This is a genomic window from Paenibacillus sp. B46(2026) (assembly GCF_056786355.1).
This window is the reverse complement of sequence record NZ_CM165907.1, coordinates 2062275-2077666: the sequence shown is the minus strand read 5'-3', so window position 1 is coordinate 2077666 and position 15392 is coordinate 2062275. Positions and strand designations below refer to the sequence as shown.

Here is a 15392-nt window from a genome sequence, read left to right as displayed (position 1 = left end):
ACGTGCGTCCCCTAATACTAGATAATCCTTGTATTAAAAGGATTAACCAATAGAGCCTTCCATTTCGAATTTGATCAATCTATTCATCTCAACGGCGTATTCCATTGGCAATTCCTTCGTGAATGGCTCAATGAAGCCCATGATGATCATCTGTGTAGCTTCTGCATCAGTCAGACCACGGCTCATCAGGTAGAAGAGCTGATCCTCGGACACTTTGGACACTGTAGCTTCATGCTCCAGCATGATGTTATCATTCATGATTTCATTGTAAGGAATCGTATCCGATGTGGACTCATTATCGAGAATGAGTGTATCACACTTGATATTGGATTTCGCGCCCTCCGCTTGACGTCCAAAGGAAGCCAAACCACGGTACGTTACTTTACCACCATGTTTACTAATCGACTTGGATACAATCGTAGATGTTGTATCCGGAGCCAAGTGAATCATTTTCGCACCTGCATCCTGATGCTGGTTTTTACCAGCTACAGCGATGGAGAGTACGGAACCTTTAGCTCCACGGCCTTTCAGTACAACCGCTGGATATTTCATCGTCAGTTTGGAACCGATGTTACCATCGACCCATTCCATCGTTGCATTTTCTTCTGCAACCGCACGTTTCGTAACGAGGTTGTAGATGTTTGGTGCCCAGTTTTGGATCGTTGTGTAACGAACACGGGCATTTTTCTTACAAATGATCTCAACGACCGCACTGTGCAGTGAGTTCGTGCTGTAGATTGGAGCTGTACATCCCTCTACATAGTGAACGAAGCTGTCTTCGTCGGCAATGATGAGTGTACGCTCGAATTGTCCCATATTCTCGGAGTTGATCCGGAAGTAGGCTTGCAGAGGCACTTCACATTTAACGCCCTTAGGCACGTAGATGAAGCTTCCTCCGGACCATACCGCACTATTCAATGCAGCAAATTTGTTATCTGCTGGCGGAATAACCGTTGCAAAATATTCACGCAGGATTTCCGGATGCTCTCTGAGAGCCGTATCCGTATCCATGAAGATTACACCCTGGTCTTCCAATTCCTTTTGCATGTTGTGGTATACAACCTCGGACTCATACTGAGCCGATACACCTGCAAGGAACTTCTGCTCTGCTTCAGGGATACCCAGTTTATCAAAGGTTTCCTTGATTTCGGAAGGAACTTCCTCCCATGTTTTACCTTGCTTCTCCGAAGCACGAACGTAGTATTGAATTTCATTGAAATCCAATCCGTCGAGATCTCCGCCCCATTTCGGCATTGGCATCTTTTCGAATTGTTTCAAGGATTTCAAACGGAATTCCAACATCCATTCCGGTTCATTCTTAATCTTGGAAATCTCGGTAACCACTTCTGCAGTCAGACCTTTACCGGTTTGAAAGATGGATTTGTGCTCATCGCGAAAACCATATTTGTACTCTTCCATTTCTGGTGCTTTTTTAGCCATCTTGCTCTACCTCCCTATCGTTATTGTACTTTGTTCTCTTCGTCAATCCCTTTGCGTAATGCATTCCAGGCCAGAGTGGCACATTTGATGCGTGCAGGGAACTTGTTCACACCGGATAGGGCTTCGAGATCTTCATAATCGTCGAAATCGACTTCTTCACCTTTCATCAGTGAGGAAAAACGGTTAGCGATATCGAGTGCCTGTTCCATCGTTTTGCCTTTGACAGCCTCCGTCATCATCGATGCCGAGGACATGCTGATGGAGCAGCCTTCACCCGTATATTTGGCTTCCTGAACGATTCCGTCTTTCAGTAAAATTTGCAGTGAAATCCGGTCGCCGCACGTTGGATTGTTCAAATTCACCGTGACAGCGTCATTATCAAATGTTCCGCGGTTACGCGGGTTTTTGTAGTGGTCCATTATAACACGTCGGTACAGATCATCAAGTTGCATCGCCAAAATACTCCTTTGTCTGGATTAAGGCGCTGACAAGCCGATCTACATCTTGTTCGTTATTGTATAGATAGAAACTGGCACGAGCTGTTGAGCTAACTTCAAGCCAGCGCATTAGCGGTTGGCAGCAATGGTGTCCGGCACGAATGGCTACGCCACTCGCATCCAGCACAGTTGCTACATCATGTGGATGAACATCCCCCAGGTTAAAGGTAACGACACCCACATGCCGCTTGGCTGGGCCATAGATGGTTAACCCATCAATTTCGGCCAGACGTTCCGTCGCATAAGCTGCCAGCACACTTTCATGATGTGCAATCTCATCCATACCAATCTGTTCCAGAAAATCAATGGCAGCTCCCAACCCTACCGCACCTGCGATAATCGGGGTTCCACCTTCGAACTTCCAGGGAAGCTCTTTCCAGTTGGATTCGTACAGACCCACATCATCGATCATTTCACCGCCGAACTCAATCGGTTCCATGGACTCCAGCAGCGCCTTTTTGCCGTAGAGTGCACCAATCCCGGTTGGTCCGCACATTTTATGACCGGATAATGCATAAAAATCACAGTCCAGATCCTGAACGTCCACCTTCATATGAGGTGTGCTTTGTGCGCCATCAACAACGATGACAGCACCATTGCGATGTGCAATTTCAGCAATTTGTTTCACAGGATGGATCAGACCCATAACATTGGATACATAAGCGATGGCTACAATTTTAGTATTGTTTGTAATCGTCTTCTCGACATCAGCCAATTCAATATGACCGTCAGGCTGAAGCGGGATGTATTTCAATGTTGCACCTGTCTCCTTGGCAACCTGCTGCCAAGGAATCAGGTTACTATGGTGCTCCATTTGCGTGATAACAATTTCATCGCCTTCTTTGCAATTGGCGCGGGCGTATGATGAAGCCACCAGATTCAGGGCTGTCGTTGTCCCGCGAGTAAAGATTATCTCCTGTGTACGACGGGCATTGATAAACTTGGCTACCTTCTCACGAGCGCCTTCGTAGGCGTCTGTTGCACGGCTTCCAAGGGTATGAACACCGCGGTGTACGTTGGAGTTCTCATACTCATAATAATGTTTGACTGCTTCAATCACAGCATGAGGCTTCTGTGAAGTTGCAGCACTGTCTAAATATACGAGCGGGTGTCCGTTAATTTCCTGGTGGAGGATCGGGAACTGCTCGCGAATGGACGGGTTCATTGTCCGAGTTTCCGTTCAATGAGAGACTGCAATTGGGTACGCAGTGCTTCCAGAGGAATATCCGCCACCACCGGAGCCAGGAAGCCATAAATGATCAGGCGTTCGGCATCCGTACGGTTAATTCCGCGCGACATCAAGTAATGAATCTGCTCGGCATTGACTTGACCAACAGAAGCCGCGTGACCTGCTGTTACATCATCCTCGTCAATAAGAAGGATCGGGTTAGCGTCTCCACGAGCTTTAGGGCTCAGCATCAACACTTTCTCTGTTTGCTGTCCATCGGCTTTGGTAGCACCTTTCTCAATCTTCGTGATCCCGTTAATGATTGCAGAAGCTTCTTCACGCATTACTGCACGTGTAATCATCTGACTTGGCGTATTCTTACCGAAGTGACGAGCTTCTGTGGTGTAGTTGATTTTCTGTGAACCGGAACCCACAGCGATGACTTTGGAATCAGAACTTGATCCATTGCCTTTGAGCACGGTCATCGTGTTGCTCGCTGTATCACCGTTGTTCATTTCACCAACGATCCACTCGATTGAAGCATCATTCTCCAACACTGCACGACGGAATGAAACATCAGTCACATTCACACTCAGTTGATGAACCGATGCAAAACGTACTTTAGCACCAGATTTTGCGAATACTTCCACAACACCATTATGGAAAACAGGTGCGGACAATTCGCCAGAAACATAGTTATCCACATAAGTTACAGAGCTGTTTGCTTCAGCAACCACGAGCACGTGAGGTGCAAACGTTGCAGATGCATCATCCGTAAGCAGGACTGCTTGCAGCGGCACTTCAATTTCGACATTCTTCGGAACATAGAGGAAAACCCCGCCATTCCAAAGTGCTGCATGCAATGCAGCGAGGGAATGCTCATCTGCTTTCACTGCTGTGTTCAAATACGTTTTTACCAGATCACCGTGTTCGCGAACCGCTGTAGCCAGATCCGTGAAGATAACTCCTTTTGCCGCCAAATCAGCAGACAACTTGGAGTACACTGTACCGGAATTACGCTGGATAACCAGACTACCCTCAGCTTGATCTTTAACCAGATCTTTGATGGAAGCAGGTACTTCTTCTAAAGAAGAAATGGCCTCACTTGTTTTATATGTTCCGTACTCGCTGACATTCCAGCGTTCGATTTTTTGTTTTTCCAGTTTAGGAAGCGCAAGACCACTCGCAAGCTTAAGGGCTTCAAGCCGCTGTTCGGTCAACCAGCCGGGTTCATTGTTACTTTCCGACAAGGCGCGAAGCGCTTCAGATTCAACCGGAAGAATTGTTTGTGTAGTCATTGATTAATCCTCCTCCGTTTTGTCTTTACGCTTCTTGGCCTACAGTTTCGTCTGTAATTCCCAGCTCTGCCTTTACCCAGTCATACCCTTCCGCTTCCAGACGGTGAGCCAATTCAGGTCCGCCGGATTTCACGATACGACCTTGCATCATTACGTGAACATAGTCAGGCGTAATGTAGTTCAACAGACGTTGGTAGTGAGTGATGATAAGGAAGCCACGATCTTCGCTCTTCATAGCGTTCACACCATCAGCCACGATTTTCAGAGCATCGATGTCCAGACCGGAGTCGATTTCATCAAGTACTACAATTTTCGGATCAAGCAGCATCATTTGCAGAATCTCGTTACGTTTTTTCTCACCACCGGAGAAACCTTCATTCAGGTAACGATGAGCGAACTCAGGGTTCATGTCGAGTTCTTTCATTTTACCTTCCATTTGACGAATGAACTTGATCAGGGAGATCTCGTTACCTTCACCACGGCGTGCGTTAATTGCACTACGCAAGAAGTCGGAGTTGGTAACACCCGCAATTTCACTTGGGTATTGCATAGCCAGGAAGAGACCTGCACGTGCGCGCTCATCTACAGCCATATCCAATACATCTTCACCATCAAGTGTAATTGTACCTTCAGTTACTTCATATTTAGGGTGGCCCATCAATGCAGAAGCCAGAGTTGATTTACCTGTTCCGTTCGGTCCCATAATTGCGTGGATTTCTCCACCTTTCATTTCCAGGTTGATGCCTTTCAGGATTTCCTTACCTTCGATCGTCGCTTTCAGACCTTCAATGACGAAATTCGTAGCCATGTGTATTGTTTCCCTCCATTGATTAATTTGATATTTGCTGTCGAAAACGAAAAAGCGCCTATTATATCTGAACAGGGCTTCCCCTGAATTTCTCCTGTACTTGATTCTGTAAAGGAAGAACACTTTAGAATAATTCTAAACTGATTCTCAATGATAATCAAGTCATTTCCCAAAGAGTGTATATTCCTTGCACGAAACATTATTCTTTCTGATTCTATAATAAATACCAGATTGAATCAAATGAGAAAACATCTTCAGCAGAAATGTACAGTGAGAAAAATCACGGTAAATCAACCTTTTATCTGATTCTTCTCCGCTAATTAAAAAGGACTTATCCATATCATGGACAAGTCCTTCCGTTAATAACATTACATTTTGAGCATTTCATTAATCTTCTGTACCTGTTCGTCAAAATCCGCAACGTCTACCACCGGCGTCATTTCGCGCGGCACCGGACCATTCGGAATGGAAATCCAGGAACGACAACCATTATATTCAGGTAATACCGGGATTTCCATCGGTTCTTTCAAAAGGTACACACGTAAAATCAATACATGGAGCGGATCTTTCCGTTTCCATTTCAAACGGTCTTCGGCAAAATCCGCTGTCCACATATGAAAGTCAAGAAGTCGATCCAGCATCTCCTGATCTCGTATCTCCAGATCCTGCGTTACTTCGGCATATGCAGTAATACGGATTGTCGAAGCTTCGGGCACCCATTCGGCCAGTGATTCTTCAACATAGGATTGATCCGAGGACTTAATCAGTTCTTTACGCTGATGTTCATAAGTCGGATACAGGTAAAACGCCGGACTTTTCAGCTCAAAATGTCGGGTTTCCTCTACAATCCCACCTTTGCGCATCACCATAATTTGGCGACCCGTTTCCAGTGCTTTGATTGCAGAAGCCCATTCTTTTAAAGCCGGTATCGTCGGTTCTAACATAAGCGGTTCCCTCCCCAATCGTTCTTGTCAGCAGTATAGACGCTCAGGGCGTTTCTGACAACAAAGATCCTAGCTCAGAAAGCTTACGTAAGAGACCCACTTGTATTAGGCAGAATCTTGGCTATATTAACCCAGGAAAGAGCGAAGCATCCACATGTGTTTCTCAAGGTCAGCCTTGAAGCCTGTCAGCATATCGGATGTTGGTTGATCTTCAGCTTCATCAGCAACATCGATACCTTCTTGGTATTCGTTGGAAAGTGTAGCGAAGTCCTCAATGAGGTTTTGCACCATTGTCTTCGCGTCTTCGCCACCTGCTGCTTCCTGAATGGAGGAAAGCTCCAAGTACTCTTTCATTGTAGCTGCTGGGCTACCTTTCAGCGTAAGAATACGCTCAGCGATTTCATCCATTTGTACCGTAACTTCGTTGTAGAATTCTTCGAATTTCACATGCAACGTGAAGAAGTTAGGTCCTTTAACGTACCAATGATAGTTATGGATTTTAACATACAATACGTTCAGGTTAGCCACCTGACGATTAAGTACTTGTTCCACCGATTTTGCTTGATCTGTTTTGTTTTTTGTAGCCATATTAATCCCATCCTTTATTTAAAATTAGTCTGTCATGCCATGATAAGCAGGTTGTCCCGCAATGCATAACAGAGAGTTAACAATGTGTCACCGCTTGGTAGCGGAGAGGCTTATGAACAGCGTTTCTCTCAACTGTCCGGCCTATTTGTTTTTACCCTTGAACACGAAGTTCGAATCAGAATCAACTTGACTTGTCTCAAAAAAAAGTTCAAAAACCGCGCTATTTCCGATATACTGACATATACCAAGCAAAGAAGTGGGTTTTCCTGTTTCTTCATATATATGGAGGTGGCACCTTTGTCCCAGTATCGCCCTTTTACCCCCCAGGATGCAATTGAACTGGCCAAAACATTACCGGGTCCATTTGCCGCAGATGCGAATCTGGATTGTCATGAGATCGGCGACGGCAATCTGAATTTGGTATTCCACATCACGGATCAGAACTCCGATAAAAGTATCATTATCAAACAGGCGCTTCCTTATGCGAAAGTGGTTGGAGAATCATGGCCACTCTCTCTGGTACGTGCCCGAATTGAACGTGAAATTCTTCAGGAAGAGTATCGTCTGTGTCCAGGGATGGTACCCGAAGTGTATCATTACGATGATGACCTCGCATTAACGGTTATGGAAGATTTGAGTGATCATGTGATCATGCGCAAAGGCCTGATCGAAGGTGTTTCCTATCCTCTTTTTGCACAGCATATTGGGGAATTCATGGCAAGAACGCTGTTCTTTACATCCGACTTGGGCATGGATCAGCAATTGAAGAAGGAACAACAGGGAAGATTCATTAATCCGGACCAATGCAAAATAACGGAGGATCTGATCTTTGATGAACCCTACCGGATCGCTGAGAAGAATAATTATGATGCTTCCATTGAAGACGAGGCTGAAGCCCTTCGCGCAGACGGAGAACTTCACCTTGAAGTGGCCTTGTTGCGGGAAAAATTCCTGACACATGGGCAGGCACTGCTTCATGGAGATCTGCATACAGGCAGTATTTTTGTTACACCTGAATCGACCAAGGTCATTGATCCCGAATTTGCGTATTACGGTCCCATGGGATTCGATGTCGGTGCAGTCCTTGCAAATCTGCTCTTGAATTACGCATCCCTGCCAGGATGGATTCAGGATGAGACTGCTTTGCGTGAGCGTGAAACGCTTTTACTGAATATGGTTCGTGATGTATGGACTGAATTCGAATTCCGTTTCCGTGGCCTCTGGGTTAGTGACCTAATTGATCCGATGGCGAAAGCGCCAGGGTACCAGGATCTGTATGTGCAACAATTATTCAGAGATTCGATTGGATTTGCAGGTGCCAAAATGGTTCGTCGGATCGTGGGGCTCGCTCACGTGGCGGATATAGATACCATTTCGGATGCGACTGAACGTGAACGTTCTCAGCGTAAATCATTGGCCATTGGTAAAGCGTTAATCAAGAACAATCGTCGCTTGAATACCATCGGTGAAGTACTCGATATTATATCTACCGCTGTAACAACTACTAAGGCTTAACATAAGGAACGGAGGAACCATCCATGACAACCCCTGACTATCAGCCTCTGTCCTCTCTCATCTGGAAAAAGGACAAGCTTGAAATGCTTGACCAGCGTCTGTTGCCCGAAACGATCCTCATGTTGAAATTGTATACACCCGAGGAAGTATGGGAATCCATCCACTCCATGAAAGTACGCGGTGCTCCGGCGATTGGTATTGCTGCTGCATTTGGTGTTGTATTGGGTGCCAAATCATACGATGGAATGACCATTCAAGGCTGGTTGGATCACGTAAAATCCATATGTGCTCATCTGGCTACTTCCCGTCCAACAGCGGTAAACCTGTTCTGGGCATTGGATCGCATGATGCAAAAAGCAAATGAGGTCATTGAGTCCGGCCTGAGTCTGGAAGAGGGCAATGATGCTCTTGAAGTAGAAGCGCTGTTGATTCAGAAGGAAGACGAAGAAGTATGCCGCATGATCGGCGAGAATGCACTGCCTTTGTTCGAAGATGGTATGGGTGTGCTCACCCACTGTAATGCAGGCGGACTGGCTACAGCGAAATATGGTACGGCAACCGCTCCAATGTATCTCGCGCAGGAACGCGGTATTCACCTGAAAGTATTCGCAGACGAAACTCGTCCTGTACTTCAGGGTGCACGCCTGACCGCATTTGAGTTACAGCAAGCCGGCATTGACGTTACGCTGCTCTGTGATAACATGGCAGGCATGGTGATGTCCAAAGGCTGGATTCAAGCCGTTATCGTCGGAACAGATCGTGTTGCTGCAAATGGCGACGTAGCTAACAAGATCGGAACCTACAGCGTGGCCGTGCTTGCCAAGGCTCACAATATTCCGTTCTATGTAGCCAGCCCATTGTCAACCATCGACTTGTCTACTCCATCCGGAGATCTTATTCCAATTGAGGAACGTGCTGCTGAGGAAGTAACTGAAGGATTTGGCAAACGCACAGCACCGCAAGGTATTAAAGTATTCAATCCAGCATTTGACGTAACCCCTAACGAATATGTAACAGCGATCATTACGGAGAAAGGCGTGGTTCGCGCACCTTTCAAGGAAAACCTGGCTGCATTGTTTGCTAAGGAAGAAGCTTAACTTAATAAGCGTATTTAAGAAGAGTTCGTGTAAGCGTTGGTGGCTACGACGTGCGAGACTCTATATTAAGACGCTAAAGAAGGGCTTCCCTCATGGGGGGCCCTTCTGTTAGTCATTAGATCATTTTCAACAAAGCCTCTACACCCGTCATGCCAACCGTAATGCCCATGGCCTCGGCTTCTGTTGTCACCGACTCCATAGGTGCATGCAACAATTGCTCCAGAGTACGCACACCAACCGCCCGAGCCGCAATAATTTTGCGATCCCCGAGCTTCTCATTAAGTAATCCCACGTCGAGTGCTCCGCACATGATATATCCTTTGGATGTGTTAATGGTCAGCAACGTTGTTTTGGGCAGCTTGACTTCTACCCCAACTAATACATGTTCTCCAACTACAATGGGCTCCATCGTCACCATAATGTCCCGATCCACCTCCTCTTCCACAGGTCACGATAATTGTATGCCTCATTCTGTATTGTCGTGTGGACACCTGCCGTGTTTGAGAAAATGTAGGTACTTACAGTTCTGACGGTTAGAGGGTTGCCCGTCCCAATAGTGTCGGAATATTTGTTTAGCTAATTTACACACATCTACAATTATGTTAGTAGGATCTTGTAGTTTAACCTGTCTACTTAGTCCCGTTGGATGATCAAAATCTGCATCAGATAAACTCATAGTAACTATTCTACCTATCCATCCCTTTTTCGTGTACGTCTACAAACTTCTGTGCAGATGTCTTGCCTTGGTTACCAATTCAATTCCCCAAGCTTAAGTATAGTCCCTAGTCAGCGTCATACCATGGCCAATATCCTTTTGCACGCTATAAGTATTTATGGTTACTGGACGACAGTCCACCTTCATCTGTTCACAGGCGGGATTCCAGCCTTTCATCAACTTATCTCAACTAGCTCAGCTCATCTGATTATGTATTGTGTAACTATGTCTTGCTATTTAACTTTCAATGCCTCCTTTCTTGTACAATATAATTCAAGAGGAATCACATTGTTAAGACCGATGAAAAGAAATTGGATAATCATCAACATGAACATATAATAAAAAGCCACCCTCATAAGAAGGTAGCAAATTTATGGAGCTATATAATCAAAAAGTTTTAGTTTTATCAATCGGAGTTACTTTTACAAATCCATCATTGTCTTCAATAACAACGTAGTTGTCACGAAGGTCAATCGATTTTCTCTTTTTAAGTCGTTCAGACATTGGTAAGTGAGAGAAGGGGTTGGCAAGTTTGCCTCTTGTCAAAGAACCATTCGATTGCTTTATGACACTTTTCATAAGAAACCCTCCTTCCCTCATATTATACCACACAAAAGGCGAACGTGCGATCTTATTTTTCTTTGAGGAGTTTCGCGATTTGTTTGTATGCTTCATCTTTGCTTTCATATTTAGCATTATATTTTGTGATGTTGGATGGTTTATTAGTCTTTTTGGAGTATTTTTCTCCTTTAGTAACCCATTTATCACCAACGAATTGAAGAGTTAGATAGTCAATCGTCTTTTCAGAATCAAATGACCACTTTTCGATATCATCGTTTTTAGTATATGTCCAGTCAAGATTTTCATTAACAGCACTTATTGCATTCATAAGCTCAATTACTGTTTGGTATCTCTTATCTGGATTGACTTCCAATGCCTTTTTTATACATCTTTTAAGTCCATTTGGAATATGGGGGAGAAATCTATCACGTGCTGGGAAGGTGCCATTAGATATGCTTTCTCGGCTAAGATCCATACACTGCGTGTTGAAGTCATCATTCCCATTACACATTCTATATAAAGTCAATCCCGCTTGGTAAATATCATATTGACTTGTGTGATCAGTGGTGACAAATGCCTCAGGAACGTAGTGTCTCCTGTATACTTTCTCAAAGGATGCAAAACCATCATCATCAGAATATTTAGATAAACCAAAATCAGTAATGAGAGCACGATTCGAGTCATTAATGATTATATTAGTGGGTTTTACGTCAAAATGTATCAATGACTTGGTATGAATGTAATGCAGTCCACTCAAAAAATCAAGAGAATATTTTATGATCTCTCTAACAGTCAAATACTTTCTGTTTAAAAGAGAGTTTAATGAGCCCTTAGCATAATAAGGCATCGAGAGGTAAATATGATCATCATCTTCGCATGCATAGTTTATTACCATTATATTGGGATGTCTGCTGCTGTATAGCATCTTCGATTCATTATAATACTCCAGTTGGTCATTAAAGGAGAATTTAGTCATCGCTTTTACAACAATCGTTGCGTCTAATTGAGGATCGTGGGCTAAATAAGTTTTTGAATTAAGACCTTCGCCACCAATTTCCTCACCTAAGTGAAATGTCAGAGATGTTATAACAGGATTCATTGCGAAATCACCTCATTTTCAAGTTCGGACGCGGCCAATGCAGTGATGATGCTTTCTCGAACACCCTTTGCTGACTTTGACACTCCTGCAATCTCAATAAGAGAGTCATCGCCCTCTACATATTCTTTTACCTTTGCTAAAGGCTCTTCAATCAGTTTAGCTATAGACGACAACTTTCCAAGAAAATATCTATGTACAGTACAGTCAGCTAAAAGTTCTTGAATTACTCCCTCTAAGTAAATACGCTCAATACTTAGATTCATCGTGTTACCCTCGTGGACACGTATTCCTGCTTTAACGATTTCAAACTCTGTGAAGATGGAGTTAAGATTCGTTCTTACATAAGCCAATTGGCTTGGCACATCCAATGCTTTTGGGATGATAATTTTATCATAGCCCAATATACTTACCACACCATCTGTCTTCTCAGTGATACAATAATTAACTTCAGATGGCGATACCCTGATTCCAATGGATCTCATTCATTTCAGCCCCTTTAGCCCAATCATACTATAATTTGGAATATCTTCCTACTATAAATGTACACGATTGGCACTAAAGATGAACTAGGTTACACTTCAACTAACGCTGGGGAGAGTACACCCTATTCAGTCAATCGCTCAGTGAGTATTGAGTCGATGTTCTTGAAGTCCCAGTAAGGGCTGCGTATTAGTGGGGGTAGTCGTCTTTTATTTTGTCGCGTTTTTGGGTCTCTAGGAATTGTTTTTCTCCACCGAAGTATTCGATTAGTTCGTGATGCTACTTACCGTCATATTCGATTAGGCATTGTAGCTGGTTGTGCTCGTTGTATACGGCAAAATACCGTGTTTGAGAAAATCTAGGTACTTACAATTCAGACAGTTAAAGTCATGATTCCGTAACAATATATTTAAATTTGAATCTCTTTTAGGGATAGAATGGCTTATACTATAGACAAACTTTATCGCTAAATCAATGTTCACTTCGAATCTGACTACATACTTTCATAATACATTATTGGTTATTCCTCTCGCAGAATTAGATAGTAGAAATATGCTTTCATTGGAATATAAAAAGCCACCTCAGAAATGAAGCAGCTCTCATAATAATCGTTTATATTTTGAGCGTCTATAAGTTCATCAAGGTCATACTTCAAATTATAATCTGTGTATATTACTCTAATTCTTACAGCATCAGTAACCCTCGCCAACATTAAACTAACTAGTCTAAATAGCCTCTATCCATGCGGTTTAAACCCAATTAGAACGAAATAAAGTGTCATCTAAGGTGAGTCAAAGTCTGCCTACCTTAAAACGTATGCTCATCATTCTTTAATCGCCTTATCTCTGTTAACTCTCTTCTAATTCCCAGTACACGTCTATGAAGTACACTGCGGTCTATTGATTCAGCTACCAACTTTTTGAACGGGACATCCAATTCACTTAATTGCTCCTGAGCTAATTTCTTTTTATGTATTGGTTTAACTTGAAGTTTTATAGTTTCAGGTTTGATAGGCTTCAATCTCTTCTGCTTCATAATCTGTTCAAATACGCTGTCCTCTTGACGCATGTTCTTCATTCCTTAATATGTGATGAACACATTGTATCATAACGAGAAGACGACTGTTACACAATAAAGTACAGATGCTTAGAGTTGGGCAAAGCCTAAACGCAAAAAAAAGAGGGCAACGCCCTCTTTGATAGTTAACTCATTTTATAAAATGTAAAAATACGCTTGATTTCCTGGACTCTTCACAATCACTGTGGTCACCAAATCACTGGCATCCCGTTTACGGATACTTGTGATCGAATCTAACTCTTCATTCGCAATAACTCTTGGCAGGACATAAGCGGCCAGATCAGGCTTGGAAATTGTCATTTCAGTCGCCATGTCCACAATCTGTCTCACATCTACCGTAGACTGCATATCCTTCCACTCTCGCACCTGAAGATATCCATCCAAGTATTCTCTTTCCTTGATACTAATGTGGCTTTCCAAAACATCCATATACTTGACCTCAATACTGGAAAGTACATCAGGTCTGGAGATATATAATTGCCCAGGCTGTTCTTCCAGATAAGGAATCTCAAGACTGCCTGCCCTCTCATCATGATCTAATGCTCTGACTTGAAAAACGCTATTCAGATCAGGTTTATTAACCATAATCTCCGAAATCACAGTCGAATCACCGTCGTACATGACCGTTAGCAAAGACCCCAACGTTGAAGTTGCTTTTATATAATTGGAGACTTCCAATGAAGCATGAAGATCAGGTATGGATACAATTAAACTTGTATCCCGTCCATCATCGAATAACTGTGATATCGTTAACGTACTGACCAGAGACATTTGTCTATCTACCGTAATAACTGAAGGTAAGTCAGGATGAGACACTGCGATTTCTACAGTTTTGTCGTCGTCCAGACCTGTTCTAACGGCAAGTTTGCCGTCTGTATCTCTAGTTGTTCGTATGGCGGTAATGAACTGCGAATGAAGCTCGGGTTTAGAAACAGCAACCCATGTTTCCTTCTCTTCTGTCCTACTCTCAGCAATAGAAATGTTCGAATCCAGTTCCGCATCTATACGTTTAGCTATTGTCAGATCTATATCCAGGTCCGGACGGCTGACTGCGATTACTTGAGGTATATCATGATGCATATGATCCTCATAGCGGTGGACGTACAACTGAGATTTGAGCCAGTCCAGACCAATATCACTGTGTACAACTAACGTTGAAGCTATCTCCTTGCGACCTGCACCATAAATAAAAACTTCACTTTCAATTTCGGTTCGACCGATGGAATAGATCTGAGAAGTAATATATTCGATCTGCAAAACAGGTGGATTGGAAGACTCACGAGTGTTGAAATATATCGGCGTGTTACCGCTAGACTGAATAATCATTCCAACATTTGAAAGAATGCCTTCTCTCCACATTTGGAGTAATGCCATCATATCGAACTCAACATAACGTTCAGTTTTATTAATGATATAACTGGACGATAAGAGCTGAACGGACTGAGGTCTGTTCGCATACGTAATCCCGTACTCCCGCCACAGTGTATCAGGCTGATGCAGCTCAATATGTGCTCCAGGTGCCAGGGTTCCTGTGTAATATAACCTCAATTTAGCTTCTTCCAGATATAGCAGATCGGGTATTCTGGTCTCCAGATCACCAAAATGTATAAATGATTCGAATTGCTCCATCTCGTCTCTGCCGATCATCATACGCTGTGTATCACCAAAGTTGATCGTCTGCAAGTGAGTTTGACTTCGCGTGGTTGCATCAGCAACAGGCTTAAGATTAACAGTTACACGCGGTGCTTCCAGTAATTCATATTTGCCGTGTGCACGGTTATGTGGCCGAACGTACAACATGCCTTCAAGATCAACTTTGGATGCCGCTTGAATGATTGCGTTCAGATCTCCTTGTGACCTGTACATCACCGATAGCGAATTGCTCAATTCCTGTGACCGTCTGATACGTACGGATACACTGGAGATGATCTCGGACACTTTTCTTGTAGCAGCTATTAGGACCGAAGACAGTTCTTCATCGACTTGATTGTACAGGATATACTTTGCTGCAAAACGATTTTCCGGACTTTTAATATGTATATAACTATCTAATAGAGTCTCCCCGTTATTAATTCCACTCACTTCCTGTCTCATTGTATTGAGAG

16 protein-coding genes are annotated in these 15392 nt (G+C 43.5%); 2 read left to right on the top strand and 14 right to left on the bottom strand.

The window, feature by feature from the left end; all coding sequences use genetic code 11:
• Window positions 1-42: 42 nt before the first annotated feature.
• From sufB to AC1S8V_RS09485, 7 genes are all read right to left on the bottom strand, one after another.
• Window positions 43-1440 carry a Fe-S cluster assembly protein SufB gene (gene sufB, locus AC1S8V_RS09515; protein WP_036669904.1) on the bottom strand — a complete coding sequence of 466 codons (1398 nt, stop codon included), beginning with the start codon at window positions 1438-1440 and terminating at the stop codon, window positions 43-45.
• A 20-nt stretch (window positions 1441-1460) separates the two neighbouring features.
• Window positions 1461-1892, bottom strand: a complete 432-nt coding sequence (gene sufU / locus AC1S8V_RS09510; RefSeq protein ID WP_017689537.1) for a Fe-S cluster assembly sulfur transfer protein SufU — start codon at window positions 1890-1892, stop codon at window positions 1461-1463.
• Complete coding sequence (locus AC1S8V_RS09505; protein ID WP_017689538.1) at window positions 1882-3102, bottom strand: cysteine desulfurase; 1221 nt, start codon at window positions 3100-3102, stop codon at window positions 1882-1884. Before AC1S8V_RS09505 ends, sufU begins: the two co-directional genes overlap by 11 nt.
• Window positions 3099-4403, bottom strand: coding sequence for a Fe-S cluster assembly protein SufD (gene sufD / locus AC1S8V_RS09500; RefSeq protein ID WP_482073409.1), 1305 nt, complete (start codon window positions 4401-4403; stop codon window positions 3099-3101). The genes AC1S8V_RS09505 and sufD overlap by 4 nt, the downstream gene beginning before the upstream one ends.
• 25 nt (window positions 4404-4428) lie before the next feature.
• A complete protein-coding gene (gene sufC, locus AC1S8V_RS09495; RefSeq protein WP_105407839.1) occupies window positions 4429-5211 on the bottom strand; it encodes a Fe-S cluster assembly ATPase SufC in 783 nt (260 codons plus the stop codon).
• 368 nt (window positions 5212-5579) lie between these two features.
• Complete coding sequence (locus AC1S8V_RS09490; RefSeq protein ID WP_145319637.1) at window positions 5580-6155, bottom strand: DUF1802 family protein; 576 nt, start codon at window positions 6153-6155, stop codon at window positions 5580-5582.
• A gap of 126 nt (window positions 6156-6281) precedes the next feature.
• Window positions 6282-6743: a Dps family protein gene (locus AC1S8V_RS09485; protein ID WP_482073408.1), complete on the bottom strand. Its 462-nt coding sequence runs from the start codon at window positions 6741-6743 to the stop codon at window positions 6282-6284.
• A 297-nt stretch (window positions 6744-7040) separates the two neighbouring features.
• Here AC1S8V_RS09485 and mtnK point away from each other — a divergent pair, with 297 nt between their 5' ends.
• Both mtnK and mtnA read left to right on the top strand, forming a co-directional pair.
• Window positions 7041-8258 (top strand): S-methyl-5-thioribose kinase, encoded by a 1218-nt coding sequence (gene mtnK / locus AC1S8V_RS09480; RefSeq protein WP_482074437.1) that lies wholly within the window; start codon window positions 7041-7043, stop codon window positions 8256-8258.
• A gap of 23 nt (window positions 8259-8281) precedes the next feature.
• The gene (gene mtnA, locus AC1S8V_RS09475) at window positions 8282-9355 is read left to right on the top strand and encodes an S-methyl-5-thioribose-1-phosphate isomerase (protein WP_482073407.1); all 1074 of its coding nucleotides are present in this window, start codon (window positions 8282-8284) and stop codon (window positions 9353-9355) included.
• 115 nt (window positions 9356-9470) lie between these two features.
• On the opposite strand, the gene AC1S8V_RS09470 is transcribed toward mtnA, so the two are convergent.
• The 7 genes from AC1S8V_RS09470 to AC1S8V_RS09440 form a co-directional block, all read right to left on the bottom strand.
• The gene (locus tag AC1S8V_RS09470; protein ID WP_017689545.1) at window positions 9471-9773 is read right to left on the bottom strand and encodes a YunC family protein; all 303 of its coding nucleotides are present in this window, start codon (window positions 9771-9773) and stop codon (window positions 9471-9473) included.
• Window positions 9774-9821: 48 nt separating this feature from the next.
• Entirely contained in the window at window positions 9822-10049 is a 228-nt protein-coding gene (locus AC1S8V_RS09465; RefSeq protein WP_482074436.1) for a DinB/UmuC family translesion DNA polymerase, read from the bottom strand.
• Window positions 10050-10457: 408 nt separating this feature from the next.
• Window positions 10458-10649: a hypothetical protein gene (locus AC1S8V_RS09460; protein WP_482073406.1), complete on the bottom strand. Its 192-nt coding sequence runs from the start codon at window positions 10647-10649 to the stop codon at window positions 10458-10460.
• A gap of 52 nt (window positions 10650-10701) precedes the next feature.
• Window positions 10702-11730: a serine/threonine-protein kinase gene (locus tag AC1S8V_RS09455; protein WP_482073405.1), complete on the bottom strand. Its 1029-nt coding sequence runs from the start codon at window positions 11728-11730 to the stop codon at window positions 10702-10704.
• Window positions 11727-12212 (bottom strand): hypothetical protein, encoded by a 486-nt coding sequence (locus AC1S8V_RS09450; protein WP_482073404.1) that lies wholly within the window; start codon window positions 12210-12212, stop codon window positions 11727-11729. The genes AC1S8V_RS09455 and AC1S8V_RS09450 overlap by 4 nt, the downstream gene beginning before the upstream one ends.
• Before the next feature lie 805 nt (window positions 12213-13017).
• On the bottom strand, window positions 13018-13287 hold the full coding sequence (locus AC1S8V_RS09445) for a hypothetical protein (protein WP_482073403.1): 270 nt from the start codon (window positions 13285-13287) through the stop codon (window positions 13018-13020).
• 135 nt (window positions 13288-13422) lie between these two features.
• Window positions 13423-15381, bottom strand: coding sequence for a CBM96 family carbohydrate-binding protein (locus tag AC1S8V_RS09440; protein WP_482073402.1), 1959 nt, complete (start codon window positions 15379-15381; stop codon window positions 13423-13425).
• Window positions 15382-15392 lie beyond the last annotated feature (11 nt).

Bases quoted from the DNA above. Each gene is read 5' to 3' on its own strand.
- sufB (WP_036669904.1), bottom strand. From the start codon at position 1,440: ATGGCTAAAAAAGCACCAGAAATGGAAGAGTACAAATATGGTTTTCGC.
- sufU (WP_017689537.1), bottom strand. From the start codon at position 1,892: ATGCAACTTGATGATCTGTACCGACGTGTTATAATGGACCACTACAAA.
- AC1S8V_RS09505 (WP_017689538.1), bottom strand. From the start codon at position 3,102: ATGAACCCGTCCATTCGCGAGCAGTTCCCGATCCTCCACCAGGAAATT.
- sufD (WP_482073409.1), bottom strand. From the start codon at position 4,403: ATGACTACACAAACAATTCTTCCGGTTGAATCTGAAGCGCTTCGCGCC.
- sufC (WP_105407839.1), bottom strand. From the start codon at position 5,211: ATGGCTACGAATTTCGTCATTGAAGGTCTGAAAGCGACGATCGAAGGT.
- AC1S8V_RS09490 (WP_145319637.1), bottom strand. From the start codon at position 6,155: ATGTTAGAACCGACGATACCGGCTTTAAAAGAATGGGCTTCTGCAATC.
- AC1S8V_RS09485 (WP_482073408.1), bottom strand. From the start codon at position 6,743: ATGGCTACAAAAAACAAAACAGATCAAGCAAAATCGGTGGAACAAGTA.
- mtnA (WP_482073407.1), top strand. From the start codon at position 8,282: ATGACAACCCCTGACTATCAGCCTCTGTCCTCTCTCATCTGGAAAAAG.
- AC1S8V_RS09470 (WP_017689545.1), bottom strand. From the start codon at position 9,773: ATGGTGACGATGGAGCCCATTGTAGTTGGAGAACATGTATTAGTTGGG.
- AC1S8V_RS09460 (WP_482073406.1), bottom strand. From the start codon at position 10,649: ATGAAAAGTGTCATAAAGCAATCGAATGGTTCTTTGACAAGAGGCAAA.
- AC1S8V_RS09455 (WP_482073405.1), bottom strand. From the start codon at position 11,730: ATGAATCCTGTTATAACATCTCTGACATTTCACTTAGGTGAGGAAATT.
- AC1S8V_RS09450 (WP_482073404.1), bottom strand. From the start codon at position 12,212: ATGAGATCCATTGGAATCAGGGTATCGCCATCTGAAGTTAATTATTGT.
- AC1S8V_RS09445 (WP_482073403.1), bottom strand. From the start codon at position 13,287: ATGAAGAACATGCGTCAAGAGGACAGCGTATTTGAACAGATTATGAAG.
- AC1S8V_RS09440 (WP_482073402.1), bottom strand. From the start codon at position 15,381: ATGAGACAGGAAGTGAGTGGAATTAATAACGGGGAGACTCTATTAGAT.